The following is a 20,050-nucleotide window of genomic DNA, read 5'->3' as shown; positions in this document are numbered from 1 at the left end:
AGTAGCCGCCGCCGCTCAAGCAAGTCGTAACCAGGACAGCTTGACACGGCGGTCCGCGGCTCAAGAGCCAGCCCCATGACAAAACCCGCTGGACTCAGGCGGCAGATGCCAGGGGGCGGCGGTTGCGCAGCATGTGAAGTACGGTCACCGCCAGATAAGCACTGCTACTGAGCGCAGTTATCCAGAAGCTGGTAGGCCAATCCGTATAGAAAGCCAGGGTAATGCCCAACCATGCTTCGGCCAGTGCCAGCAGCGCTGCCAGCAGCACCCCGGTACCCAGGTGTGAAGTCAGCTTTTGCGCGGTTGCCGCAGGCCCTACCATCAGCGTGAATACCAGCAAGACGCCAACAATCTGGATACATTCCGCCGTGGTCAAGGCAACAATGGCCAGAAACAGCATGGACACCTGCCGCAGAGAAACGCCCTTGGCCTCGGCCAGCTCGGGTTGCAGACTGGCAAAGACCAGCGGGCGGGCCATGATGGCCAGCAACAGCAGGCAAGCCATGCCAAGCCATGCCAATGTCCATAGCGTGTCGGTATTCACCCCGAGGACGTTGCCAAACAGCAAGGCTGTGGCTTGTGTGGCATAGGCAGTAAAGAAATGAAGAAACAGCATCCCCAGGCCCAGGGCGAGTGACAGGATGGTGCCAATCACAATATCACTGCCCTGCAAGCGCTCACCCAGTGCCCCCATGGAGACACCACCGAGCAAGGTAACCCAGATCAGCCCCCACATGGGCGACAGGCCAAGCAGCGCTGCGCCAGTTGCACCGGCGAAACCAACGTGTGACAAGGCATGGCCGGCAAAGGTCTGCCCGCGCATGACCAGAAAAAACCCCACTACCCCGGCCAGCACGGACACCAGGCCGCCAGCAATGAAGGCGTTCTGCATGAAATCGAATTCAAGCATGGTGGCAGTGCTCCTCTTTTTCCACTTCAACATCACCGGCCATCACGAAAATGCGGTTTTTCATGCGTATCACATCAATATTGGAACCATACAGCCGCGATAACACCGGCTTGGTAATGACCTCGTCCACCTTGCCCAGCGCCGCCTGACCCCGCCCCAGATACAAGACCTGATCGATGGCAGCAAGCAGCGGATTGAGCTCATGCGCGCTGAAGATCACGGTAATGCCCAGCTCTTGCTGTACCTGTTTCACCAGCGTCACCACCCCATGCTGATGGTGCGGGTCCAGACTGATCAGGGGCTCATCCAGCAACAGCAGACGTGGCCGGCCCAGCAAGGCTTGCGCCAGCAGCAGCCGCTGCCGCTCGCCCCCCGACGTTTCCATGAGAGGGCGCCGTGCCAGCTCGGAGGCCCCCACCATGTCGAGCGCCCAGTGCACTTCTTGCCGCGCGGCGCGGCTCAGGATAGGCAGCCCCCAGCGATGGCCATTGCAGGCACTGGCGACAAAATCCCAGCCACGCAGCCGCATATTGCCAGCCAGACTGCGCAGCTGCGGGATATACCCTACCGCAGCATTACCGCGCGAGGCAGGCTCGCCCAGCACGCGGATGCTGCCTCCAACAGGCCGTATCAGGCCGAGTACCGTGCGCATCAGCGTGGTCTTGCCCGCCCCGTTGGGGCCGAGCATGCCAATAAACAGCCCCTGGCCAATCTCCAGAGTCACGTCCGACAGGACCGTCCTTCCCGCGAAAGAGACGGTCACCTGTTGTAAGGAAAGTGCGCTCATCACTTACCGGAGGACAAAGCCTGATTCAGCGCATTCAGCTGACCGAGCATCCAGTCCTGATAGTGCTTGCCAGTCGGCGCGGTTTCGGTAACGCCCACCACCGGAACCTTGGCTTCCTTGGCAATCTTCTGTACACGCTTGGCCGATTGGTCCGAAGCCTGGCTGTTATAGAACAGCACTTTTACCTTGTGGGTTTTCAGGTCGTTTTCGAAGGCGGCAACATCACTGGCACTGGGCTCGGTGTTGTTCATGACGGCCAGCTGGAATTTTTCATTACGCATCTTGAAGCCAAGCGCGCTGGCCATATAGCCGAAGACAGGCTCGGTAGCGGTTACCGGCGTGCCTGCGTATTTGTCATGAATCGACTTTACCTTGCTGTTGATTGCCTGCAGCGAATCCAGGAAGCGCTTCAGGTTCTGTTGGTATTCGGCCTTGTTGGACGGATCCGCAGCCTCCAGCTCCACCGCAATCGCTTTCGCCACCAGCGGCATGGTGGCCGGGTCGTACCACAGGTGCGGGTTATCGCCGGTTTTTTTCTGCATCAATTGACCGGCAACGATTTCCTTGCGGCCGGCAGCTTTGGCAGCGGACAGCAGCTTGGCCATCCACGGGTCGTAATCGATGCCGTTGTACACCACCAGCCTGGCGGCACTCAGGGCCTTGGCTGTCGATGCACTGGCTTCGAACAGGTGTGGGTCCTGATCCGGATTGCTCAGGATGCTGGTGACATGCACATGCTTGCCGCCAATTTGCTGGGCAATATCACCATAGAAATTCTCGCCAGCCACGACGTTGATCGGCTGGCCGGATGCCTGTGCCAACAACGATGTGCAGGCCAGGGCCAGGAGTGAAGCAAGGCGGGTGATGCGATTCATGTGTATTCTCACTTTCAAATGTTATGTTATAACGCTTCTTCGATTTTATGTAATGATATAACATTATGCAAACTATTTTTACGCCCGCTCCCCCCGCCTGACAGAACATGAAAGCCGCTGGCGGCGGCGGACAGCGCGATGACCAGGACACCCGACGATGACTGTCGCCCTCAACCCAGCGCCTAGCGCGACACCACCCACAAGCTCACTACGCGAAGCGGCCCGACTGACCGACCTGCTGCACATTTTCGATGAAGAGGTGCAGCTTTGCCTGTATCCGCGCAGCCCGATAGAACCCATCACCCGCTACTTTGCCGCCGCACGCGAGCAGGGTGTGCTCGGGCTGGGATTCCGACTGGTGGCCACACCGGGCCAGGCGCTGGATATTCCGGGCCTGGCCGCCCTGCCCGGACGTGATGCCCTACTGCAGGACATGGCCTATCTGCTTGATATGTATGCCGAGTTGATTGGCTGTCCGCAGGTTGGCATGCGTCTTGAAGTGCTCGACCGCGCCATGTGCCCGCGCTTTCATGTCGACCGGACAGGTGTGCGCATGCTGTGCACCTACTACGGCCAGGGTACCGAATGGCTAAGCGAGGAAGCCGCCGACCGCAGCAGGCTCGGCCGCCTGGCCCAGGGCAGGCCGGACGAAACCTCCGGGCTGATCCGCAACCCGGCGGCCATCCGGCAGGCAGCGCCCTTTGCCCTGCTCCTGCTCAAGGGAACGCAATGGCAGGGCAATGATGGCCGTGGCGCGATTCATCGCTCCCCCGCCCCGGACCCGCTTGAGCCATGCCGTGTGCTACTGGCGCTGGACGCCATTTGGTAGCCCGCCACCTAATTTGAACGCCCAAGGAACAACCATGCAAAAACTCCCTGTCACCGTGCTGTCCGGCTTTCTTGGCGCCGGCAAAACCACCCTGCTCAATCACATCCTCAACAACCGTGAAGGCAAGCGGGTTGCCGTCATCGTCAACGACATGTCGGAAGTCAATATCGACGCCCGCCTGGTGCGCGAGGGTGGTGCCGCCTTGTCACGTGCCGAAGAAAAACTGGTCGAGATGAGCAATGGCTGCATTTGCTGCACCTTGCGCGAAGACCTGCTGATTGAAATTGACCGACTGGCACGCACTGGCCGTTTTGACTACCTCTTGATCGAATCGACAGGCATTGCCGAACCGTTGCCCGTGGCAGAAACCTTCACCTTCCGCGATGACGACGGGGCAAGCCTGTCGGACATAGCCCGGCTGGACACCATGGTGACGGTGGTCGATGCCCACAATTTTTTGCGCGATTACAGTTGCCGCGACCAACTGACAGACCGTGGCGAAAGCCTGGGCGAAGAAGACGATCGCGCCGTGGTGGATTTGCTGGTTGAGCAAGTGGAATTTTGTGACGTGATCGTGCTGAACAAAACCGACCTGGTCAGCCCGCAAGAGCTGGACCGCCTCGACAGCATTCTGCGCTCGCTCAATCCGCACGCCGACATCGTGCACAGTGCGTTTGGCACAGTACCCCTCACGCGCGTGCTCAATACTGGCCGCTTCGACTTCGACAAGGCAGCGGAAGCCGCCGGATGGCTGACCGAATTGCGCGGCGAGCATGTACCGGAGAGCGAGGAATACGGCATCAGCAGTTTCGTCTACCGTGCCCGTCGGCCCTTTCACCCGCAGCGCCTGTGGGACTGGTTTGCCTGCCAATGGCCGGGGGCGATACGTTCGAAAGGCTACTTCTGGTTGGCCAACCGGCCGGATTTCGCTGGCAGTTGGTCTCAAGCGGGTACCATCTCACGCCATGCCTGTGCCGGTTTGTGGTGGGCTGCGGTCGCCAGAGAAGATTGGCCGGAAGATCCGGAAAGCGTGGAAATGATTGAGGCGCGCTGGGAAGCGCCCTGGGGCGACCGCCAGCAGGAACTGGTGCTGATCGGCATGAAGATGGACCAAGCCGCACTGATTGCCGGGTTTGATGCCTGCCTGATGACCGATGCAGAACTGGCTAGCGGCGAGCAAGGCTGGTCCGGCCTGGCTGATCCCTTCCCCTGCTGGGTGTTAAATCCGGAAGATAACGCGATCTAAGAGACATGGGGAAAAATGCCTGCTGTGTTCTCTACACCTTCAGGCTTTTTACACGATGAAAGGAACCATCTTCCGCCTAGTGTACGGAAGACCGCTAAGGCAGACAGCCTGCCGCTGCTCTACGTGTGAAGGCAGCAGATCGGCCAAAGCGATCTATGGGACAGGCTTGGCATAACTACCGGTTTACGCAAAATTTGGACACGTACTGCGCCGAATATTTAGTGTTCAAGAGGCTGGGTGACAAAGGCAATACGATTCACCCCGGCCTGCTGGACCAGCGCCATCACGGCGGCGACGGCCTGATACGGCGTGGCCTGATCAGCCTGCAATTGTAGTTCCGGATTCCCGGCACTGGCTGCTTTCAGTTGCACGCCAAGGGCTGTCTGGCTGATGGCCTGCCCGTCCAGCGCCACGCTGCCGTCTCGCGCCAGCGTCAGGTGCAGCACCTTCTCCTGCGGCTTGTCTTGCGTGGCCACTGTTTTGGGCAGGTCAATACCCACCGCCTGATGAAACAAGGGCGCGGTAATCATGAACACCACCAGCAACACCAGCATCACGTCCACCAGCGGGGTGGTGTTGATTTCGGCCATGGGCTGACCGTGCTGGCCTGAAGATGAAAAGCCGTGAAATGCCATGGTTTACACCCCCTTGCCAGCGGAATGCGGCTGTAGTGCACCGTCTGGCATGGGCGATGACGGGTACTGACGCACCCCAGCCACCAGATAGGCATGCAGGCCATGGGCAAAGCCTTCCAGCGCGGCCAGCATCAGCCGGTTGTTGCGGGTGCAGGCGTTATAGGCCAGCACCGCCGGGATGGCGACAAACAGGCCGATGGCGGTCATGATCAGCGCCTCGCCCACCGGCCCGGCCACCTGGTCGATGTTCATCTGGCCATGGCCAGACAGGCTGATCAGGGCGTGATAAATCCCCCATACCGTACCAAACAGGCCAACGAAAGGCGCGGTGGCACCAATGGAGGCCAGCATGGTGAGGCCCTGTTCCAGCCGGGCCTGCGCTTGCAGCAAGGTCTGTTGCAGGGTTCGTCCCAGATACTCCCCCGCGTCCAGCCCGCCCCCCAGGCCCAGGCCGGATTTACCCGCATAAGCCTGTGCGGCGTGTTCGGCCTGGAGCGCAATTCCGCTCAGTAGCTGGCTACCGTCACGTGTCACAAGCACCTGCTGGGCGGCCTGTTTGCTGCCCGCCTGCCAGAAGGCTGGCAACGCATGACGCAGAGCCTGGCGCAAGCGCCATTGCTCCAGCAGTTTGATCAGCAGCAGGCTCCAGCTGGCAATCGACATCAACACCAGCAAGATGGCCAGCGTGTGGGATACCGCATCCCCCTGCTGCCAGAAATGGGCCAGACCCAGTTGTGTATCCATGATGCTTCCTTGCAATAAACCAGCCCCGGCGCTTAATGGCCCAGGCGAAAAGTAATGGGAACGATGACGGTAGAGGCAAGTGCCTGCCCTCCACGCCGGGCGGGGGTAAAACGCCAGTTGGCCACGGCCTCTCTGGCCGCTTCGTCCAGCCGGGAAAAACCGCTGCCATGCTGGACATCCACCGCCTCTGCCTGCCCAGCGGCCGAAACGCGCACCCTCAGCAACACCCTGCCCTCTTCACCGTTACGCCGAGAGGACGGTGGGTAGACCGGTGCAGGGTTGTGCAGGTAGTCCGCGGTGAACCCGGCCTCGGTCGTGGCTGGCGAATGCGCCTCTGCCGTTGCCTGTGGTGCTGTAGCGGTTGGAGTGACCGAACCGGTGCTGGTAGCCGCCGCCGTACCGGACAGCACAGCAGGGGCAGCAGGATGGGCGGAGGCCATGAGCGCGGCGGAAACTGGCTGCGCTGCCCTTGGTTTGGCCTGTGCTGCATGCCGGGAGGAATGGACAGGCTGCTGCGCTTTAGTGGGCAATGGTTTGGCCACGCTTTGCGGCATGGCGACTTGTGCGGTGCGCATCTGCACCGCAATCCGGGACGGCAGCGCCTGCGCTGGCCGGGTTTGCTGCAAGCCCAGCAACCAGTTGGCAAAAGCAGCATGCAGCAGCAACACCGCCAGCACACAAATGGCCCTGGTGTGCTGCGGATTCTGTCTGCTACCCGGCCGTGTCATCTGCAACATCGCCTGCACTTGCTCTCCCCCTTGCTGCCAGGCAGGCCGATGCGCCTACCAATGCGGGAGCAACCTTAACAGGATTTCTCCGCGCCTCCGTGCGACCAATTGCCGCAGCCGGCAAAGTTCCCGCCTGCGACAAAATGCCACATTCCCGAACCGCCACCGTGCAGGGCATCATCCACGCCGCTTAACAAAATCTAACGTCATCAAAACAAGAGCGAGCTTTCCTGATGAGACACTTCGCAGCGTTTCCCCGACATCAACTGGTTCTGGCTGTTACCTTGGCATTGGGGCAAATCAGCCTGGCCCAGGCTAGCGATACCGACAAGCAACTAGCTGAAGTGACCGTGCAATCGCAAGCCGACAAAAGCAGCGTGCCGGATAATCTGCCGGCCACCACCAGCAGCATGACTGCTGACAAGATTGCCCAGACCACCAATGTCACCAGCACCGAAGACACGGTGAAATACCTGCCGGATGTGCAGGTGCGCCGCCGCTATATTGGTGACCAGAACAGCATCATCGCTACCCGCACCTCCGGCCAGACCAGCAGCGCCCGCGCCCTGCTGTATGCCGACGATATCCTGCTGTCCAACCTGCTGGGCAACAGCTACGCCTACCCACCGCGCTGGAACCTGGTCAGCCCGGAAGAAATCAGCCAGGTCAATGCCATCTACGGCCCGTTTGCGGCCGAATATCCGGGCAATTCCATTGGCAGCGTCATCGTGCTGACCACCCGCATGCCGGAGAAATTCGAAGCCCATGCCAGCAGCACGCTGTTTGACGAAAGTTTCAGCCAGTACAAAACCAGCCAGCATTTCACCGGCAGCAAAAATGCCGTCATGCTGGGCAGCCGCGAGGACCGGCTTGCGTGGATGATTGAAGCCGGGCATCTGGACAGCCTGGGCCATCCGGCCACCTTTGCCGCCAACCCCAACAAGTACACCGGTGCAAGCGCGGCCACCACGGTGAGCGGTGCGGTCAGCGATGTCGACACCACCGGCGCCAAACGGCTGATTGCCGGAGCCACCGGTGCCGAGCATTCGATACAGGACAATGCCAACCTCAAGTTGTCCTACGACATCACCCCCACCCTGAAGCTGAACTACACCCTGGGCTACTGGCAAAACAATTCCACGGTGTCGGTCAACAGCTATCTGCGCGATGCCGCCGGTAATCCGGTTTACACCGGCATCGTCAACATCGACGGTCAGAAATACAATCTGGCCAATGCCTTCCAGCCCAGCAAAAAGCAGCAGGAACACCTGCTCAACGCCTTGTCCTTCAAGACCAGCACTGACGGCAGCTGGGACTGGCAGGGCAATATCAGCATTTATGATTTCAGCAAGGACCGTCAGCGCAGTGCGACTGCCGGGCTGACCGGCGCCGGCACCATTACCGACCTGGCCGGCACCGGTTGGCAAACGGTGGACCTGAAAGGGGACTGGCGTCCCGGCGGCAGCCTAGCCAGCGCACACCAGCTGCGCTTTGGCTACCACTACGACCACTACGCGCTGAACAGCCACAGCTATGCCACCAGCGACTGGCAGTCCGGTACACAAGGCAGCCAGACCGCCGCCTTTGTCGGCAATACCCAGATCCATGCCCTGTTTGCCCAGGACACCTGGCGCATGCTGCCCGGCGTGCAGCTGATTGCCGGAGGCCGTTACGAGTGGTGGTCGGCCTTTGGTGGTGCCACCACCAGCGGCCAGAACACCTACAACGACCCGGCGCGCAGCCAGCAGTTCTTCTCGCCCAAGGCCGCGGTGGTGTTCGACCTGAACGACAAATGGTCGCTGCGTACCGCCTATGGCCGTGGCTACCGCACCCCGACCGTGGCCGAGCTGTTCCAGGGCTCGGTGCCCAGCAGCAATACCATCGTCAACAACAACCCCAACCTGAAAGCCGAGCGGGCCGATACCGGCGAAATCACCGCCACGCGCCAGCTGCAAGGCGGCACCCTGCGCCTGACCGCCTTCCGCGAGCAGTTGAGCGATGCCCTGCTGTCGCAAACCAACACCACCGTCACCCCCAATGTCACCAATATCCAGAACATCGACCGGGTGGTGACCAATGGGCTGGAAGTGGCCTACGAGCAAAGCGACATCGGCCTGCGCGAGCTGGATTTCAGCGGCAACATTACCTATGCCAAATCGCAAATCCGCGCCAACAGCAATAACCCGGCCTCGGTAAACAACCCCTTCCCCGGCATTCCGCTGTGGCGTGCCACCGCCGTACTGAGCTACCGCCAGAACGACAAGCTGTCCTATTCGCTGGCCGGGCGCTACAGCAGCTTCCAGAGTTCGGATGTGGGCAACACGGTGATCAACAGCGGCGTATACGGAGCCAACAGTGCCTATCTCATCATGGATACGCGCATCAGCTACAAGCTGGATCGCCAGTTCACCGTGGCGCTGGGCGTGGACAATCTCAACAACTACAAGAGCTTTGCCTACCACCCCATGCCGCAGCGCACCACCTATGCGCAGCTGAAATTCGACTACTGACTTCGGCCTGTCTTGAGCCATCCGGCGTGTGCTGTTCGCAGCGCACGCTGTTTTCATGGAAGAACCTGCATGAAGCGCCTGCTGTTTCTCGCCCATCGCTGGCTGGGCATCGTCCTGTGCCTGTTGCTGCTGCTATGGTCGTTTTCCGGCTTGATGATGATCTATGCCGGGCCTTCAGGCATCAGCCCGGATGTCCGGCTGGCACACGCTCAGCCGCTGCCGGCAGCCGAAGCCGGACACTGGCTCAGCCTGAGCGACGCCTGGCAGCGCAGCGGGCTGGCCACCACGCGCCAACCGGTCACAGCCCGGCTGAGCATGCAGGCTGGCGAGGCCGTCTGGCTGGTGACGGACAATAGCGGCCAGCGCCAGCGCATCTCCGCACAGGATGGACAGCTGCGCCCGCTCACCCCGGCACAGGCCGTGCAGATTGCCCGCGACTGGCGGCCCGCCAGCCAGCAGGCCCGCTTGCAAGCCGCATTCGAGCGCGATGCCAGCACCGCCATGATGAACTACGACCCCTACCGGCCGTTTTATCGCGTGGCGCTGGATGATGCCGAGCAGCACGAAGTCACCATCTCGCAAAAGAGCGGCGAAGTGGTCAAATCCACCACCCGCATGCAGCGCATCCTGTTCTGGAGCGGCAGTTACCTGCATTTTCTGCGCCCGCTGGATGCCATTGGCCTCGCGGAAGCCAGAAAGCCCATCCTTACCTGGGGAGCGCTGGCGGCCTTGCTGTCGGTGTGTAGCGGGTTATGGCTGGGTGTGGGGCGCTGGCGTCCGGCCTGGCTTGGCAAACGTCCCTACCCCAATGGCAGCAGCAACCCTTACCGCGCCTTGTGGCAGCGCTGGCATCTGTGGCTGGGCTTGTCTGCTGGCCTGCTGGCTTTTACCTGGTGCCTGAGCGGCTTTCTGTCCGGCAACCCCTGGCAGCTGTTTGGCCAGCAAGGCGGCCATGGCAAAACCCATCAGCACAGCCAGCCAGCCTTGCCTGCCCAAGCCACCGGGCTGCCCATGGCGCAGATTGCCGGGCAATTGCAGCAGAAGCCGTCGGAACCGGCGGTGGAATTGAACTGGTTTCAGCTGGGCAGACAGCAACAATTACAAGCGCGCGACCGACAAGGCCATGTCTGGCTTCTGGCCACTACCGGATCAGGCCAGCCGCAACCAGAAGCAGGCTTTAGCAAAGACGCCGTGCTGGCTGCGGTAAGCAGCCAGCACCATGCCCCCATCCGCGCCGCCGAACTGCTGCAACAGGATGACGACTATTACTACAGCAGCCCGCGCATCAGCCGTGCCGAGCTCCCGCTGCCGGTATGGCGCATCAAACTGGCTGACACGGCGGCCAACTGGCTGTATGTGAATCCGCAAACCGGAGAAACCGTGCTGCAGCTCAAACAAGGTCAGCGCAGCTTGCGCTGGCTGTTCAGCGGCCTGCACAACTGGGACCTGCCCATGCTGAAGTACCGGCCATTGTGGGATATCTGGATGCTGCTGGGCAGCACAACCTGTGTGGCACTTGCACTCAGCGCGGTGGTAATGGGCTGGCGGCGTCTATCAAAGCGAAAATGACGCAATCACAGTGCACAAAATACAAACACCACTGATGTATTAGTCGGGCAAGGAAACATCCCGTGAGTAGTCCAAGCCCTGCATATAAATCTTGACCCCGGAGAACGGGACAGACCAAAGAGAGACACAAGCTATAGCTCGGTTCAAAACCAGCGATATAGCACAAGAAGGACTTTAAACTTGTTTTATCAATCACGTCAGCTGTCATGGCACAAGAAGAGTGTGTCCGGAGTTCTGTGTAAATCAGCAGTTCCCCACTCATTTGTCGAAAGGCCACTCTGGCCGACCAACAGCCGGTAAGTCTGCCAGGTAGGCGGCAGTTCGGCCAAAACCGACTTTGATTGTCCATAGCAAAAATGGCTGCTTCCTGTTTGAAAGCAGCCATCAATGTCGTAAGTGAAGGAGGGTACATGCCGCTTAAGCATGGCGCTCAAAGCAGGGAGATCGTACTGCCTACGCTACCGGGTTAGTTTGGTGATCATCATGCCAGGCAATCGGTTTTCTGCTAGCCATGGATGCACCCAGACTACTAACGGTATCAAGACGTTGAATCTGTTCTGCCGAAAGCGTCATATCCAGCGCCTCAAGGTTGTCCTTGAGCTGGGTTTGCGAACGCGGCCCGATAATGGGTACGGAACCGTGTGTCCCTGCCCAGGCAATGGCAACCTGACTGGCACTCACGCCTAGCTCAGCGGCAATTGCCAGTACCGTGTCAAGAATCTGCGTGCGCTGGGTTGAATTCTCTGCCTGGAACACACGCCCGCCAAAACCTTCAGCCCGTCCCTTTTCCCCCTGTCGATACTTGCCGGTGAGCATACCGCCCCCCAGTGGTGACCAGGTGACGATACCCAGGCTCAACGCAAGTGATGCAGGGAACAGATCAGCTTCTGGCTCACGGTGTACCAGGCTGTGTTCAAACTGGGCAGCAGCAATGGGAACTGCATGCGTCAATTCTGCGTAGGTGACTGCCCGGGAAAGCCGCCAGGCTGGAAAATTCGACAACCCTGCGTACAGAATCTTGCCGGCACGTGCCAGATCTTCAAATCCACGCACGATTTCTTCAATGGGCGTGATGCCGTCAGGATGGTGTGCCCAGTAGATATCGATTCGATCCGTCTTGAGCCGTTTAAGGCTGGCTTCCACCGAGGCAATCATTGCCTTGCGGCTATTACCGGTTACAAGCCGGTTGGCATTAGGTACCGCGCCGTTGGTAAACTTCGTTGCCAGGACAAAATCTTCACGTCGTCCTTTCAGCAGGTCTCCGAGCAGCGCTTCAGCTTGTCCGAACTGATAAACGTCTGCGGCATCAATAAAATTACCACCCGCCTCGGCATAGGCGTTGAATATGTCTGCGGCAACGTCCGGGTCGGCTCCATAGCCCCAGCCAGTGCCAAAGTTGCCGGTACCCAAAGCCACTTGCGATACCTGCAAGCCAGTTTTGCCAAAAGTGGTGTATTTCATGCTTTGCTCCGTTAATGGAAGTATTCGTGTGCTGAATCAGCTGATGGTGCCGAGCGCATCAGTTTGCGTACTGGGCAAGGCCACTGCCGAATGACCAGTTTTCTTTTTTGACCTCGACCAGACTGATGAAGACATCCTCCATCCGGACACCGGCTTCTTCATTGAGCCCTTCTGCTATCGTCTGGTAGAGCAGCTTCTTCTGCTCTGTCGAGCGTCCTTCATTCAGCGTGATCTGGATAAACACCACGCCATCAGTCCGCTGTATTCCGAGATAGGCGGAGTCGTAGACAAAATGATTGTCGTCGTGCTCTGTCAGGACCTGAAAGTTGTCCTTGTCTGGAACATTGATCGCCTTTTTCATCGACGCGTAAACCACCTTGCCCAGTTTTTGGGCAAAGGTCGGATCAGGGTTCTTTTTGATGTCGATACGCACGAGAGGCATGTTTCTCTCCTTGACTTTGCTTGAGCATCTGCCCGGGTTGCGCAGGCCATAAGGGTGTGACCTCAAGCACAAGCGGGCTGAGACTTCGATCAATAGTCGGTGTAGCCCTTTTCACCAGGCGTGTAGAAGGTAGCGAAATCCGGCTCTGCCAGTTGCTGCCCGGTCTGCAGCTTGCTTACGAGGTCAGGGTTCGAGATGAACGGACGACCAAATGCGACAAGGTCGCCACGGTTTGCATTGAGATCGGTCGCGGCACGTGCGGCATCGTAGCCACCAGAAAGAATGTACTGCCCGTTGAATGCGCTACGGATTTTGGCTTTCAATTCGGGGCTGACTTCTGGAGCGCCCATTGCGCTGTGATCAACGACATGGATATACAGCAGGCCAAGGGTATTCAACTCATCAATCAAGCGCAGATACAGCGCGTCCATTTCTGCATCTGGTACTTGGGCATTGAAAACACCATACGGCGAGATGCGCATGCCCACACGTTTGGAACCAGCCACAGCGACGGTGACTCTGGCCACTTCAACCGCAAAGCGGATACGGTTTTCAACCGAACCACCCCAGCGATCATTGCGCTGATTGGAGGCGGTATTAAGAAACTGGTCGATCAGATAGCCATTGGCGGCATGCAGCTCGACCCCATCGAAGCCAGCCTGCAAGGCCAGTTTGGCCGACTCGGCATATTCGGCGATGCTTTGGGCGATGTCCGCTTCATTCATTTCATGTGGCACCGGATGCGGCTGCATACCAGCCGTATCCGTCCACGTTTCACCAGGCACAGCAATCGGTGACGGTGCCAGGACACGTGCACCATCCGGCATGTTGGCAGGATGGCTGACGCGGCCTGTATGCATCAATTGCACAAAAATCCTGCTCCCGGCCTGATGCACGCGCTCAGTCACCTGTTGCCAGCCCTGTACTTGCTCTGTATTGAACAAGCCGGGGATGCGCGGATAACCCAGGCCATTTGGCGATGGGGATGTCCCCTCGGTAATGATCAGTCCTGCGCCCGCCCGTTGGCTGTAGTATTCCGCCATCAAGTCATTGGGCAGATTTGCGATGGCGCGGCTTCGGGTCAGCTGCGCCATCACGATGCGATTTTTCAGCGGCAGGCTGCCAAGCTGGGTAGGGCTAAATAAGAGATTGGGCATTGAAGCGACCTTGGTGTTGGATTCACATTCCGATGAATACGGTGGATGGCTCAGTGTTGTTGCTGATAGCGTTCAGCGGCATGGGCTTGCCGAATGTCTGACATCAGCCCTTGACGCGCCCCATCCAGCGCATCCCAGCGCTCGGCAACATGCAAGGGGGGAATCGTCACCAGCTCGCGACGGTCAAAGCCAACCAGCGCGGCATCAACCAGTTCACCCACTTCCATCACCTCCGGGAAGGTGTTGACGTCAATGCCGGCGTGCTGCCAGATTTCGGTGCGGGTGGCGGCTGGCAGTACCGCTTGTACGTAAACGCCCTTGGGTGACAGCTCCAGGCTCAAGCCCTGCGACAAAAACAGCACAAAGGCTTTGGTCGCGCCATAAATCGACATGCCGAATTCCGGGGCGAACCCCACCACCGAGCCAATATTGACGATGGCACCAGTGCCGGACTGGGCGAGGCGCGGTGCAATTGCGGCAGCAAGCCGTGTCAAGGCGGTGGTGTTGAGCGTGATCTGGCGTTCAATCGCTTCGCCGGATTGCTGCAGGAATCCACCGGCTTGCGGCATGCCTGCGTTATTGATCAAGATGCCAATATCTGCGTCATCACGCAGCCTTGCCTCCAGTGCGGACAGTTCTGCCGTGTTGGTCAGGTCGGCTTGCAGTACCTCGACAGATACCTGGTGCTCGGCACGCAGGCGCGTGGCCAAGGCCTCCAGGCGCGATTTGTCACGCGCAACAATAATGAGATTGTGGCCGCGACGTGCAAAGCGTTCGGCATAGGTGGCACCAATGCCGCTGGAGGCACCGGTAATGAAAACGGTCGGCAGTGTAGTCATGGGTTTGCTCTGGATCAGTTGATTTGGTGGAAAGGGGAAGTACCGCGCGCCTTACATCTTGACCACGACCTTGCCCTTGGATCGCCCCTGGGCCAGGTACTCAAGTGCGTACTTTGCATCCTTGAATGGGAATACCTTGTCGATTACCGGCTTGATGTGCTCTGTTTCCAGTAGCTTGCTGATGGCGGCGAGTTGACTGCCATCCGGACGGACGAAAAGAAAGGAATAAGAGACGTCCCGCTGCCGCGCCAGGCGCATGATCTTGCGGCTCATCAAGCCGAACACGAAGCGCAGCACAAAATTCAAGCGTTTTCTGCGGGCAAATGCCGCGTCCAGCGGGCCAATGAGCGAGACGATCCGGCTACCCGGTTTGAGAATGGCAAGTGACTTTTCAATGGTGTCACCGCGTGTTGTGCCCAGCACCGCATCGTAGTCACGCAGCACGGTTTCAAATTCCTGCTTTTTGTAGTCGACAACCTCATCGGCCCCCAGGCTGCGTACCAGATCAACATTGCCAGTACTGGTTGTGGTGCCAACCTTTGCGCCCAGGTACTTGGCCAGCTGGATGGCAAACGTGCCTATCCCGCCGGACCCGGCCGGAATGAAGACCTTCTGGCCCGCCTGCAGATTGGCCCGCTCTTTCAGCGCTTGCCACGAGGTGAGGGCCACCATCGGAATGGAAGCGGCTTGCACAAAGTCCAGATTTTCAGGTTTCAGTGCAACTGCACGCTCCGGCACAACGGCATATTCAGCAATCGCCCCGGTACCCAAGTCGAAAATGCTGGCAAACACGGCATCGCCCGGTTTGAAGCGCGTCACATTGCTACCCACTTCGGTGACAACACCGGCCAGATCACTCCCCATTACGCCGGGTAGCTGGAAATGCAGCACCGGCTTGAACATCCCGGTCGGAATCATATTGTCGATCGGGTTAAGCCCGGCGGCGTGAACCTGCACCAGCAGTTCATCGGGTTTGAGTGCTGGCCGGGGAACTTCGGCAATGCCGATCTCTGGCGACTTGCCATAACGCTTGAAGGTGAGTGCTTTCATGGTTTTCAACTTCCATCCTTGGTTCTTGAATTTTGTCTTGCCTGCTCAACCGGTTCAGCTCAACCGGCTCAGCTCAATCCGCGAGGAAATCCAACACGGCGGGCACAAATGTCCGGTAGTGCTGGAACACGCCGCCGTGTCCTGAGTCGGGATAAATCGTCAGTTGTGCATTGGGCAAGCGGCGCGCCATGTCTGCGGAATGGTTGCTGTCCACCATCAGGTCACGATCACCGTTGGCGACAAAAACCGGCTGCGTGATCACGGAGAGATCGTCTGGTGTACTCAGCCCAGCAGTCTTGATGGCTTTCAATTGGGCAAGTCTGGCTTGCAGGGAAATGCCCTTGTCGCGGTTAGTCGTCCGCATTTTCAGGGCGGTGAAGTAATCCCGCGCAGCGCGCTTTCCTTCCGGTGTGCGAGGGAAAAACAGAAAATGTCTGGCATCGCTCCAGGTCAACGCCGCCTTGATGTAGGCCAGGACGGCCACCTTGGTCACTTTTTCAATACCGCCACCACCACGCGGTCCGGTACCGGCCAGCACGATCCGCCGCACCAGATCCGGTGCTTGCAATGCCACCATTTGGGCAACGCCACCGCCCAGGGAGAAGCCGAGTAAATCCACCTGTGTGAACCCCATGGCACGGATAAAGGCAATGGCATCACGCCCCATTTCTTCCACCGTCTCGGGTACACGCCCTGTAGAGGCACCCACCCCGCGGTTGTCAAATGCGATGACGCGACGTTTGGTGGCGATGCCATCGATAACACGCGGGTCCCAATCGTCCAGTACTGCCATCAGGTGATGCAGAAAAATAACCGGCACACCGGAATCGGGGCCCAGATCGCGATAGGCAAAAAACACCCCGCCAGCGTTAATGGTACGGGTTGCTACGTCCTGCCATTTTGCTTTGCGTACCGGCTGCACAACAAGCACGGCATGTTGTGCAGCCACTGTCTTGGCGGCCGATGAAGTGCCTGTATTGTTCGTGCTCATCAAAGAGTTCTCCTGACGGGTGGATTGCCAGTCCATGAAGTGTTAGTATCAAAGTGATACGAACAATACTACCAATTTCCCGATAAGTCACTATCGAAATAGTATGGACACAGAAAATAGTTGTGAGAACCCTTGCCCTATCTCCCGCAGCCTGAGCGTTGCCGGTGATGCCTGGAGCATTTTGATCCTGCGTGATGCCCATGCCGGACTGACCCGTTTCGACCAATTCCGTAAGAGCATGGGTATTGCACCCACCATGCTGACCCGACGTTTGGCGACACTGACGGAGGAAGGACTGCTGGAAAAACGGCGCTACTCGGAGCACCCGCCGCGTGAGGAATACCTATTGACCGATGCAGGCCGGGACTTTTTACCGGTGCTGTTCATGATCGGGGCGTGGGGACGCAAATACCGGGGTGGTGGCAAGTTGACGCAGTTCTTTGATGCAGAAACGGGGACTGAAATTCAAGCAATTGCGGTAGATGAAGTGACCGGAGCGAAGATCGGAACGCGTCCAATGCGAGTCGTTGTTCCGGATGAGCGCTGACAGCACTGTCAATGTACAGGCTGCCAGCACAGGGATGATTCAGCTTTCAGTCCGGCTCATTGGCTTCCATCTGCAGGGATGGCAAGCAAGCTGCTGTTTTTGATAGAGGCATTGGCTTGCTGGCTGGATTGATCTGCAGGCACGGCAAGATCATGGCCAATACCAACAGACATAAATGCGAACACAAGATAAGCCAGTGGGGCTGCAATGATGAACATTTGTTTACTCCTGTATGCAGGATGGAGGGCAACTTATCCTCTATGTCACTCTGGCTGAAGCGAGGTTGTTGAGAGGATTAGCATAAGTACTATTTCAGTAGTGACTTTAGCAGCACTCCTCTCTTAAGTCACTATCAAATTGATACAAACAAAGAGTTGCTCATCTTGCTGCGCGGAGAAGCCCATTGTGTGCTTTGGTATTTGATGTCAAAAAACGTCCATTGATCTAAAAGCTGGTCCTTGTGTTCCCCCCCATCCCCCGCTCCACACCGGATTCCGGCAGATCCCTGATCTGCCAAAGAAAAAAGCCAACCGTCAGCGGTTGGCTTTTTCTTGTCTGGTCGATATCGGATCAGCGCTGGGTCAAGCGTTAGCAAGCAGCCAACGCATCCGGAATCAAAATGTGGGATTGGATTTCACGACAGACCAAAGGTTTTGCGCAGCCCCTTCTCGACCGGGCCAGCAGGCATGAAACGCCGCAACTTGGCCAACAGCGATGCTTCACCCTTGGGCGTATGGCGCATTTTCCACGCGCCTAAAGCGGCATGAACAATGGTGGAGGCGACACTGTCGGGATTGGGCGCTTTCTGGACATTGTTTTGAATGGCTTGGGCAACGACGCCGCGTTCTGCGTCATAGTCGGAGATTCTGGAAGCCGTCTGCGGCGCGTTGAGGTCCAGATTGGTTTTGGTGAAGGAAGGCTCGACCAAGGCCACGCGGATGCCGAATTGGCGCAGCTCGTGATCCAGGGTCTCGGACAGGCCTTCAACAGCATGCTTGGACGACGAATAGAGCGCCATATAGGGTGCGGGCAGAAAGCCCAACACCGAACTGACGTTGACGATACGTCCGGAGCGTTGCTTGCGCATGTGGGGCAGCACCGCCTTGGAAACCCGCATAAGACCAAAGAGATTGGTATCAAACAGCGTTTGCGCTTCGGCAATCGAGGCTTCTTCCAGTGCGCCCAGCAGGGTCACGCCGGCACTGTTGACCAGCACGTCGATGCGCTTGGCCAGATCGATAACGGTTTGAATCCCTTGCAGAACGGAGGTGTCCTCGCGGATATCCATTTCGATGAGCGTTACACCGGGGATGGCCCGTGCTGTTGCAATGTTCCGGACCGTGCCGAATACACGGCAACCCCGCTGGGTAAACTGCTCCGCAGTAGCGCGGCCTATGCCCGATGACACACCAGTAATGATGACAACCTGAGAATTCGACATGATGGTTTTTCCGTGGATGGTGAATGCTTGGCCAATCTGTGGGCCAGATCCATGCCCTGCCCCTGACCAGGACAAATGAAGTTGCGCTCAGTCCAGTGTCTCAAGCGCCAGGGCGATGCCTTGACCGCCGCCGATGCACAAGGTCACGATGCCGCGCCGCACCTTGTCTCGATGCATGGAGTGAATCAGCCGTGTCGTGAGAATTGCGCCGGTGGCACCGATAGCGTGGCCATGCGCAATAGATCCACCTTCGACATTGACAATGTCCTCGGCAAAGCCAAGTTGCTGAAGGCACAGTAACGAAACGGCGGCAAAGGCTTCATTGATCTCCACACGATCCACATCGGAGGTCTTCCAGCCAGCGCGTTCCATGGCAAGCTTTACCGCAGGTATCGGCCCCATGCCAAACATGCCGGGTTCAACCGCAGCGACCGCATAGGATGCCAAGCGTACCGATGGCTGCAGACCATGCGTCTCTGCAAAGCTGCGTTGTGCAATCACCATGGCAGAGGCTGCACTGTTGAGCCCTGGTGCATTCCCGGCAGTGATCGTGCCATTGGGGCGGAATGCCGGTTTAAGGCGGCGCAGAGCCTCGATTGTCGTTTCCGGCCGATTGCTTTCGTCCCTGGCAAAAACGACGGTTCCTTTTCGACTCTGCAATTCGACCGGAATGATTTCATCTTCGAATTTTCCGGCAGCTTGCGCCGCCGCAAAGCGCAGCTGAGAGCGCAAGGCCCACTGATCCTGCTGCTCGCGACTGATATGGAAACGGCTCACCAGATCTTCGGTATGCCAACCGGAATGTTGACCACTGAATGCATCGTTCAGTCCGTCATTCAACATGCTGTCAATGACCTGGCCGTTGCCCATGCGATAGCCCCAGCGCCCACCCGGAATCAAGTACGGTGCTTGATCCATATTCTCCATTCCGCCGGCAATCGCGCAGTTTCCGTAACCCGCCAGTATTTCGAGCGCGGCAGAGACAATCGCCTGAGCACCAGAACCACAAACTCGATTCACGGTGAAAGCAGGAATATCGACCGGTAAGCCTGCATGAATAGCAGCCTGACGGGCGGGATTCATCCTGGCACCGGCTTGAATCACATTGCCCATCACCACAGCATCAAGGTCTAGAGACGAGAGGCCAGAGCGCTGCAATGTTGCCTGAACTGCCGCAGCGCCAAGTACCGTTGCGGGTGTGTCTTTCAAGCTGCCGCCATAGTTGCCGATGGCGGTACGTACCGGCTTGCAGATGACAATTTCTCTTTGCTTCATTTCACATCTCCTTG

The 20,050-nt window shown here is 58.4% G+C and carries 20 protein-coding genes; 5 read left to right on the top strand and 15 right to left on the bottom strand.

The features are described from left to right. Positions 1-94: 94 nt before the first annotated feature. The 3 genes from H2Z84_RS17855 to H2Z84_RS17845 are packed head-to-tail and all read right to left on the bottom strand — an operon-like array spanning position 95 to position 2,572. Entirely contained in the window at positions 95-910 is an 816-nt protein-coding gene (locus tag H2Z84_RS17855) for a metal ABC transporter permease (RefSeq protein ID WP_181837152.1), read from the bottom strand. Further along, the gene (locus H2Z84_RS17850) at positions 903-1,697 is read right to left on the bottom strand and encodes a metal ABC transporter ATP-binding protein (protein ID WP_181837151.1); all 795 of its coding nucleotides are present in this window, start codon (positions 1,695-1,697) and stop codon (positions 903-905) included. The genes H2Z84_RS17855 and H2Z84_RS17850 overlap by 8 nt, the downstream gene beginning before the upstream one ends. Further along, entirely contained in the window at positions 1,697-2,572 is an 876-nt protein-coding gene (locus H2Z84_RS17845; protein ID WP_181837150.1) for a metal ABC transporter solute-binding protein, read from the bottom strand. The genes H2Z84_RS17850 and H2Z84_RS17845 overlap by 1 nt, the downstream gene beginning before the upstream one ends. 157 nt (positions 2,573-2,729) lie before the next feature. Here H2Z84_RS17845 and H2Z84_RS17840 point away from each other — a divergent pair, with 157 nt between their 5' ends. Together H2Z84_RS17840 and zigA are read left to right on the top strand one after the other, a co-directional pair. Next, positions 2,730-3,401 carry a DUF1826 domain-containing protein gene (locus H2Z84_RS17840; protein WP_181837149.1) on the top strand — a complete coding sequence of 224 codons (672 nt, stop codon included), beginning with the start codon at positions 2,730-2,732 and terminating at the stop codon, positions 3,399-3,401. 34 nt (positions 3,402-3,435) lie between these two features. Then, complete coding sequence (zigA, locus tag H2Z84_RS17835) at positions 3,436-4,647, top strand: zinc metallochaperone GTPase ZigA (protein WP_181837148.1); 1,212 nt, start codon at positions 3,436-3,438, stop codon at positions 4,645-4,647. A 218-nt stretch (positions 4,648-4,865) separates the two neighbouring features. Here the strand turns inward: zigA and H2Z84_RS17830 are convergent, their stop codons facing one another. From H2Z84_RS17830 to H2Z84_RS17820, 3 genes are read right to left on the bottom strand one after another with little or no spacing between them, the layout of a single operon-like run. Next, positions 4,866-5,237 carry an ExbD/TolR family protein gene (locus H2Z84_RS17830; protein WP_258869467.1) on the bottom strand — a complete coding sequence of 124 codons (372 nt, stop codon included), beginning with the start codon at positions 5,235-5,237 and terminating at the stop codon, positions 4,866-4,868. Between the two features lie 48 nt (positions 5,238-5,285). Beyond that, complete coding sequence (locus tag H2Z84_RS17825) at positions 5,286-6,026, bottom strand: MotA/TolQ/ExbB proton channel family protein (RefSeq protein ID WP_181837146.1); 741 nt, start codon at positions 6,024-6,026, stop codon at positions 5,286-5,288. Positions 6,027-6,058: 32 nt separating this feature from the next. Then, positions 6,059-6,763: an energy transducer TonB gene (locus H2Z84_RS17820; protein WP_181837145.1), complete on the bottom strand. Its 705-nt coding sequence runs from the start codon at positions 6,761-6,763 to the stop codon at positions 6,059-6,061. A gap of 224 nt (positions 6,764-6,987) precedes the next feature. Here H2Z84_RS17820 and H2Z84_RS17815 point away from each other — a divergent pair, with 224 nt between their 5' ends. Both H2Z84_RS17815 and H2Z84_RS17810 read left to right on the top strand, forming a co-directional pair. Further along, positions 6,988-9,264 carry a TonB-dependent receptor gene (locus H2Z84_RS17815; RefSeq protein WP_181837144.1) on the top strand — a complete coding sequence of 759 codons (2,277 nt, stop codon included), beginning with the start codon at positions 6,988-6,990 and terminating at the stop codon, positions 9,262-9,264. Positions 9,265-9,333: 69 nt separating this feature from the next. Then, positions 9,334-10,833: a PepSY-associated TM helix domain-containing protein gene (locus tag H2Z84_RS17810; RefSeq protein ID WP_181837143.1), complete on the top strand. Its 1,500-nt coding sequence runs from the start codon at positions 9,334-9,336 to the stop codon at positions 10,831-10,833. Positions 10,834-11,286: 453 nt separating this feature from the next. On the opposite strand, the gene H2Z84_RS17805 is transcribed toward H2Z84_RS17810, so the two are convergent. The 6 genes from H2Z84_RS17805 to H2Z84_RS17780 all read right to left on the bottom strand — a co-directional run bounded on the left by H2Z84_RS17805 (position 11,287) and on the right by H2Z84_RS17780 (position 16,773). Further along, positions 11,287-12,294 carry an aldo/keto reductase gene (locus H2Z84_RS17805; protein WP_181837142.1) on the bottom strand — a complete coding sequence of 336 codons (1,008 nt, stop codon included), beginning with the start codon at positions 12,292-12,294 and terminating at the stop codon, positions 11,287-11,289. Positions 12,295-12,352: 58 nt separating this feature from the next. Continuing rightward, on the bottom strand, positions 12,353-12,736 hold the full coding sequence (locus H2Z84_RS17800; RefSeq protein WP_181837141.1) for a tautomerase family protein: 384 nt from the start codon (positions 12,734-12,736) through the stop codon (positions 12,353-12,355). An 89-nt stretch (positions 12,737-12,825) separates the two neighbouring features. Then, on the bottom strand, positions 12,826-13,893 hold the full coding sequence (locus H2Z84_RS17795; RefSeq protein WP_181837140.1) for an alkene reductase: 1,068 nt from the start codon (positions 13,891-13,893) through the stop codon (positions 12,826-12,828). A gap of 50 nt (positions 13,894-13,943) precedes the next feature. Next, the gene (locus H2Z84_RS17790; protein WP_181837139.1) at positions 13,944-14,732 is read right to left on the bottom strand and encodes an SDR family NAD(P)-dependent oxidoreductase; all 789 of its coding nucleotides are present in this window, start codon (positions 14,730-14,732) and stop codon (positions 13,944-13,946) included. A gap of 51 nt (positions 14,733-14,783) precedes the next feature. After that, a complete protein-coding gene (locus H2Z84_RS17785) occupies positions 14,784-15,782 on the bottom strand; it encodes an NADP-dependent oxidoreductase (RefSeq protein ID WP_181837138.1) in 999 nt (332 codons plus the stop codon). A gap of 73 nt (positions 15,783-15,855) precedes the next feature. Beyond that, positions 15,856-16,773 carry an alpha/beta fold hydrolase gene (locus H2Z84_RS17780; protein WP_181837137.1) on the bottom strand — a complete coding sequence of 306 codons (918 nt, stop codon included), beginning with the start codon at positions 16,771-16,773 and terminating at the stop codon, positions 15,856-15,858. Between the two features lie 103 nt (positions 16,774-16,876). Here H2Z84_RS17780 and H2Z84_RS17775 point away from each other — a divergent pair, with 103 nt between their 5' ends. After that, a complete protein-coding gene (locus H2Z84_RS17775; RefSeq protein ID WP_181837136.1) occupies positions 16,877-17,320 on the top strand; it encodes a winged helix-turn-helix transcriptional regulator in 444 nt (147 codons plus the stop codon). Between the two features lie 56 nt (positions 17,321-17,376). On the opposite strand, the gene H2Z84_RS17770 is transcribed toward H2Z84_RS17775, so the two are convergent. The 3 genes from H2Z84_RS17770 to H2Z84_RS17760 all read right to left on the bottom strand — a co-directional run bounded on the left by H2Z84_RS17770 (position 17,377) and on the right by H2Z84_RS17760 (position 20,036). Beyond that, positions 17,377-17,538, bottom strand: coding sequence for a hypothetical protein (locus H2Z84_RS17770; RefSeq protein ID WP_181837135.1), 162 nt, complete (start codon positions 17,536-17,538; stop codon positions 17,377-17,379). Positions 17,539-17,954: 416 nt separating this feature from the next. Then, on the bottom strand, positions 17,955-18,761 hold the full coding sequence (locus H2Z84_RS17765) for an oxidoreductase (RefSeq protein ID WP_181837134.1): 807 nt from the start codon (positions 18,759-18,761) through the stop codon (positions 17,955-17,957). A gap of 87 nt (positions 18,762-18,848) precedes the next feature. Next, positions 18,849-20,036, bottom strand: coding sequence for a thiolase family protein (locus H2Z84_RS17760; RefSeq protein WP_181837133.1), 1,188 nt, complete (start codon positions 20,034-20,036; stop codon positions 18,849-18,851). Positions 20,037-20,050 lie beyond the last annotated feature (14 nt).

Origin of the sequence: Aquitalea aquatica (assembly GCF_013911085.1) — a bacterium.
GTDB lineage: Bacteria > Pseudomonadota > Gammaproteobacteria > Burkholderiales > Chromobacteriaceae > Aquitalea > Aquitalea aquatica.
This window is presented reverse-complemented; position numbering and strand designations above follow the sequence as displayed.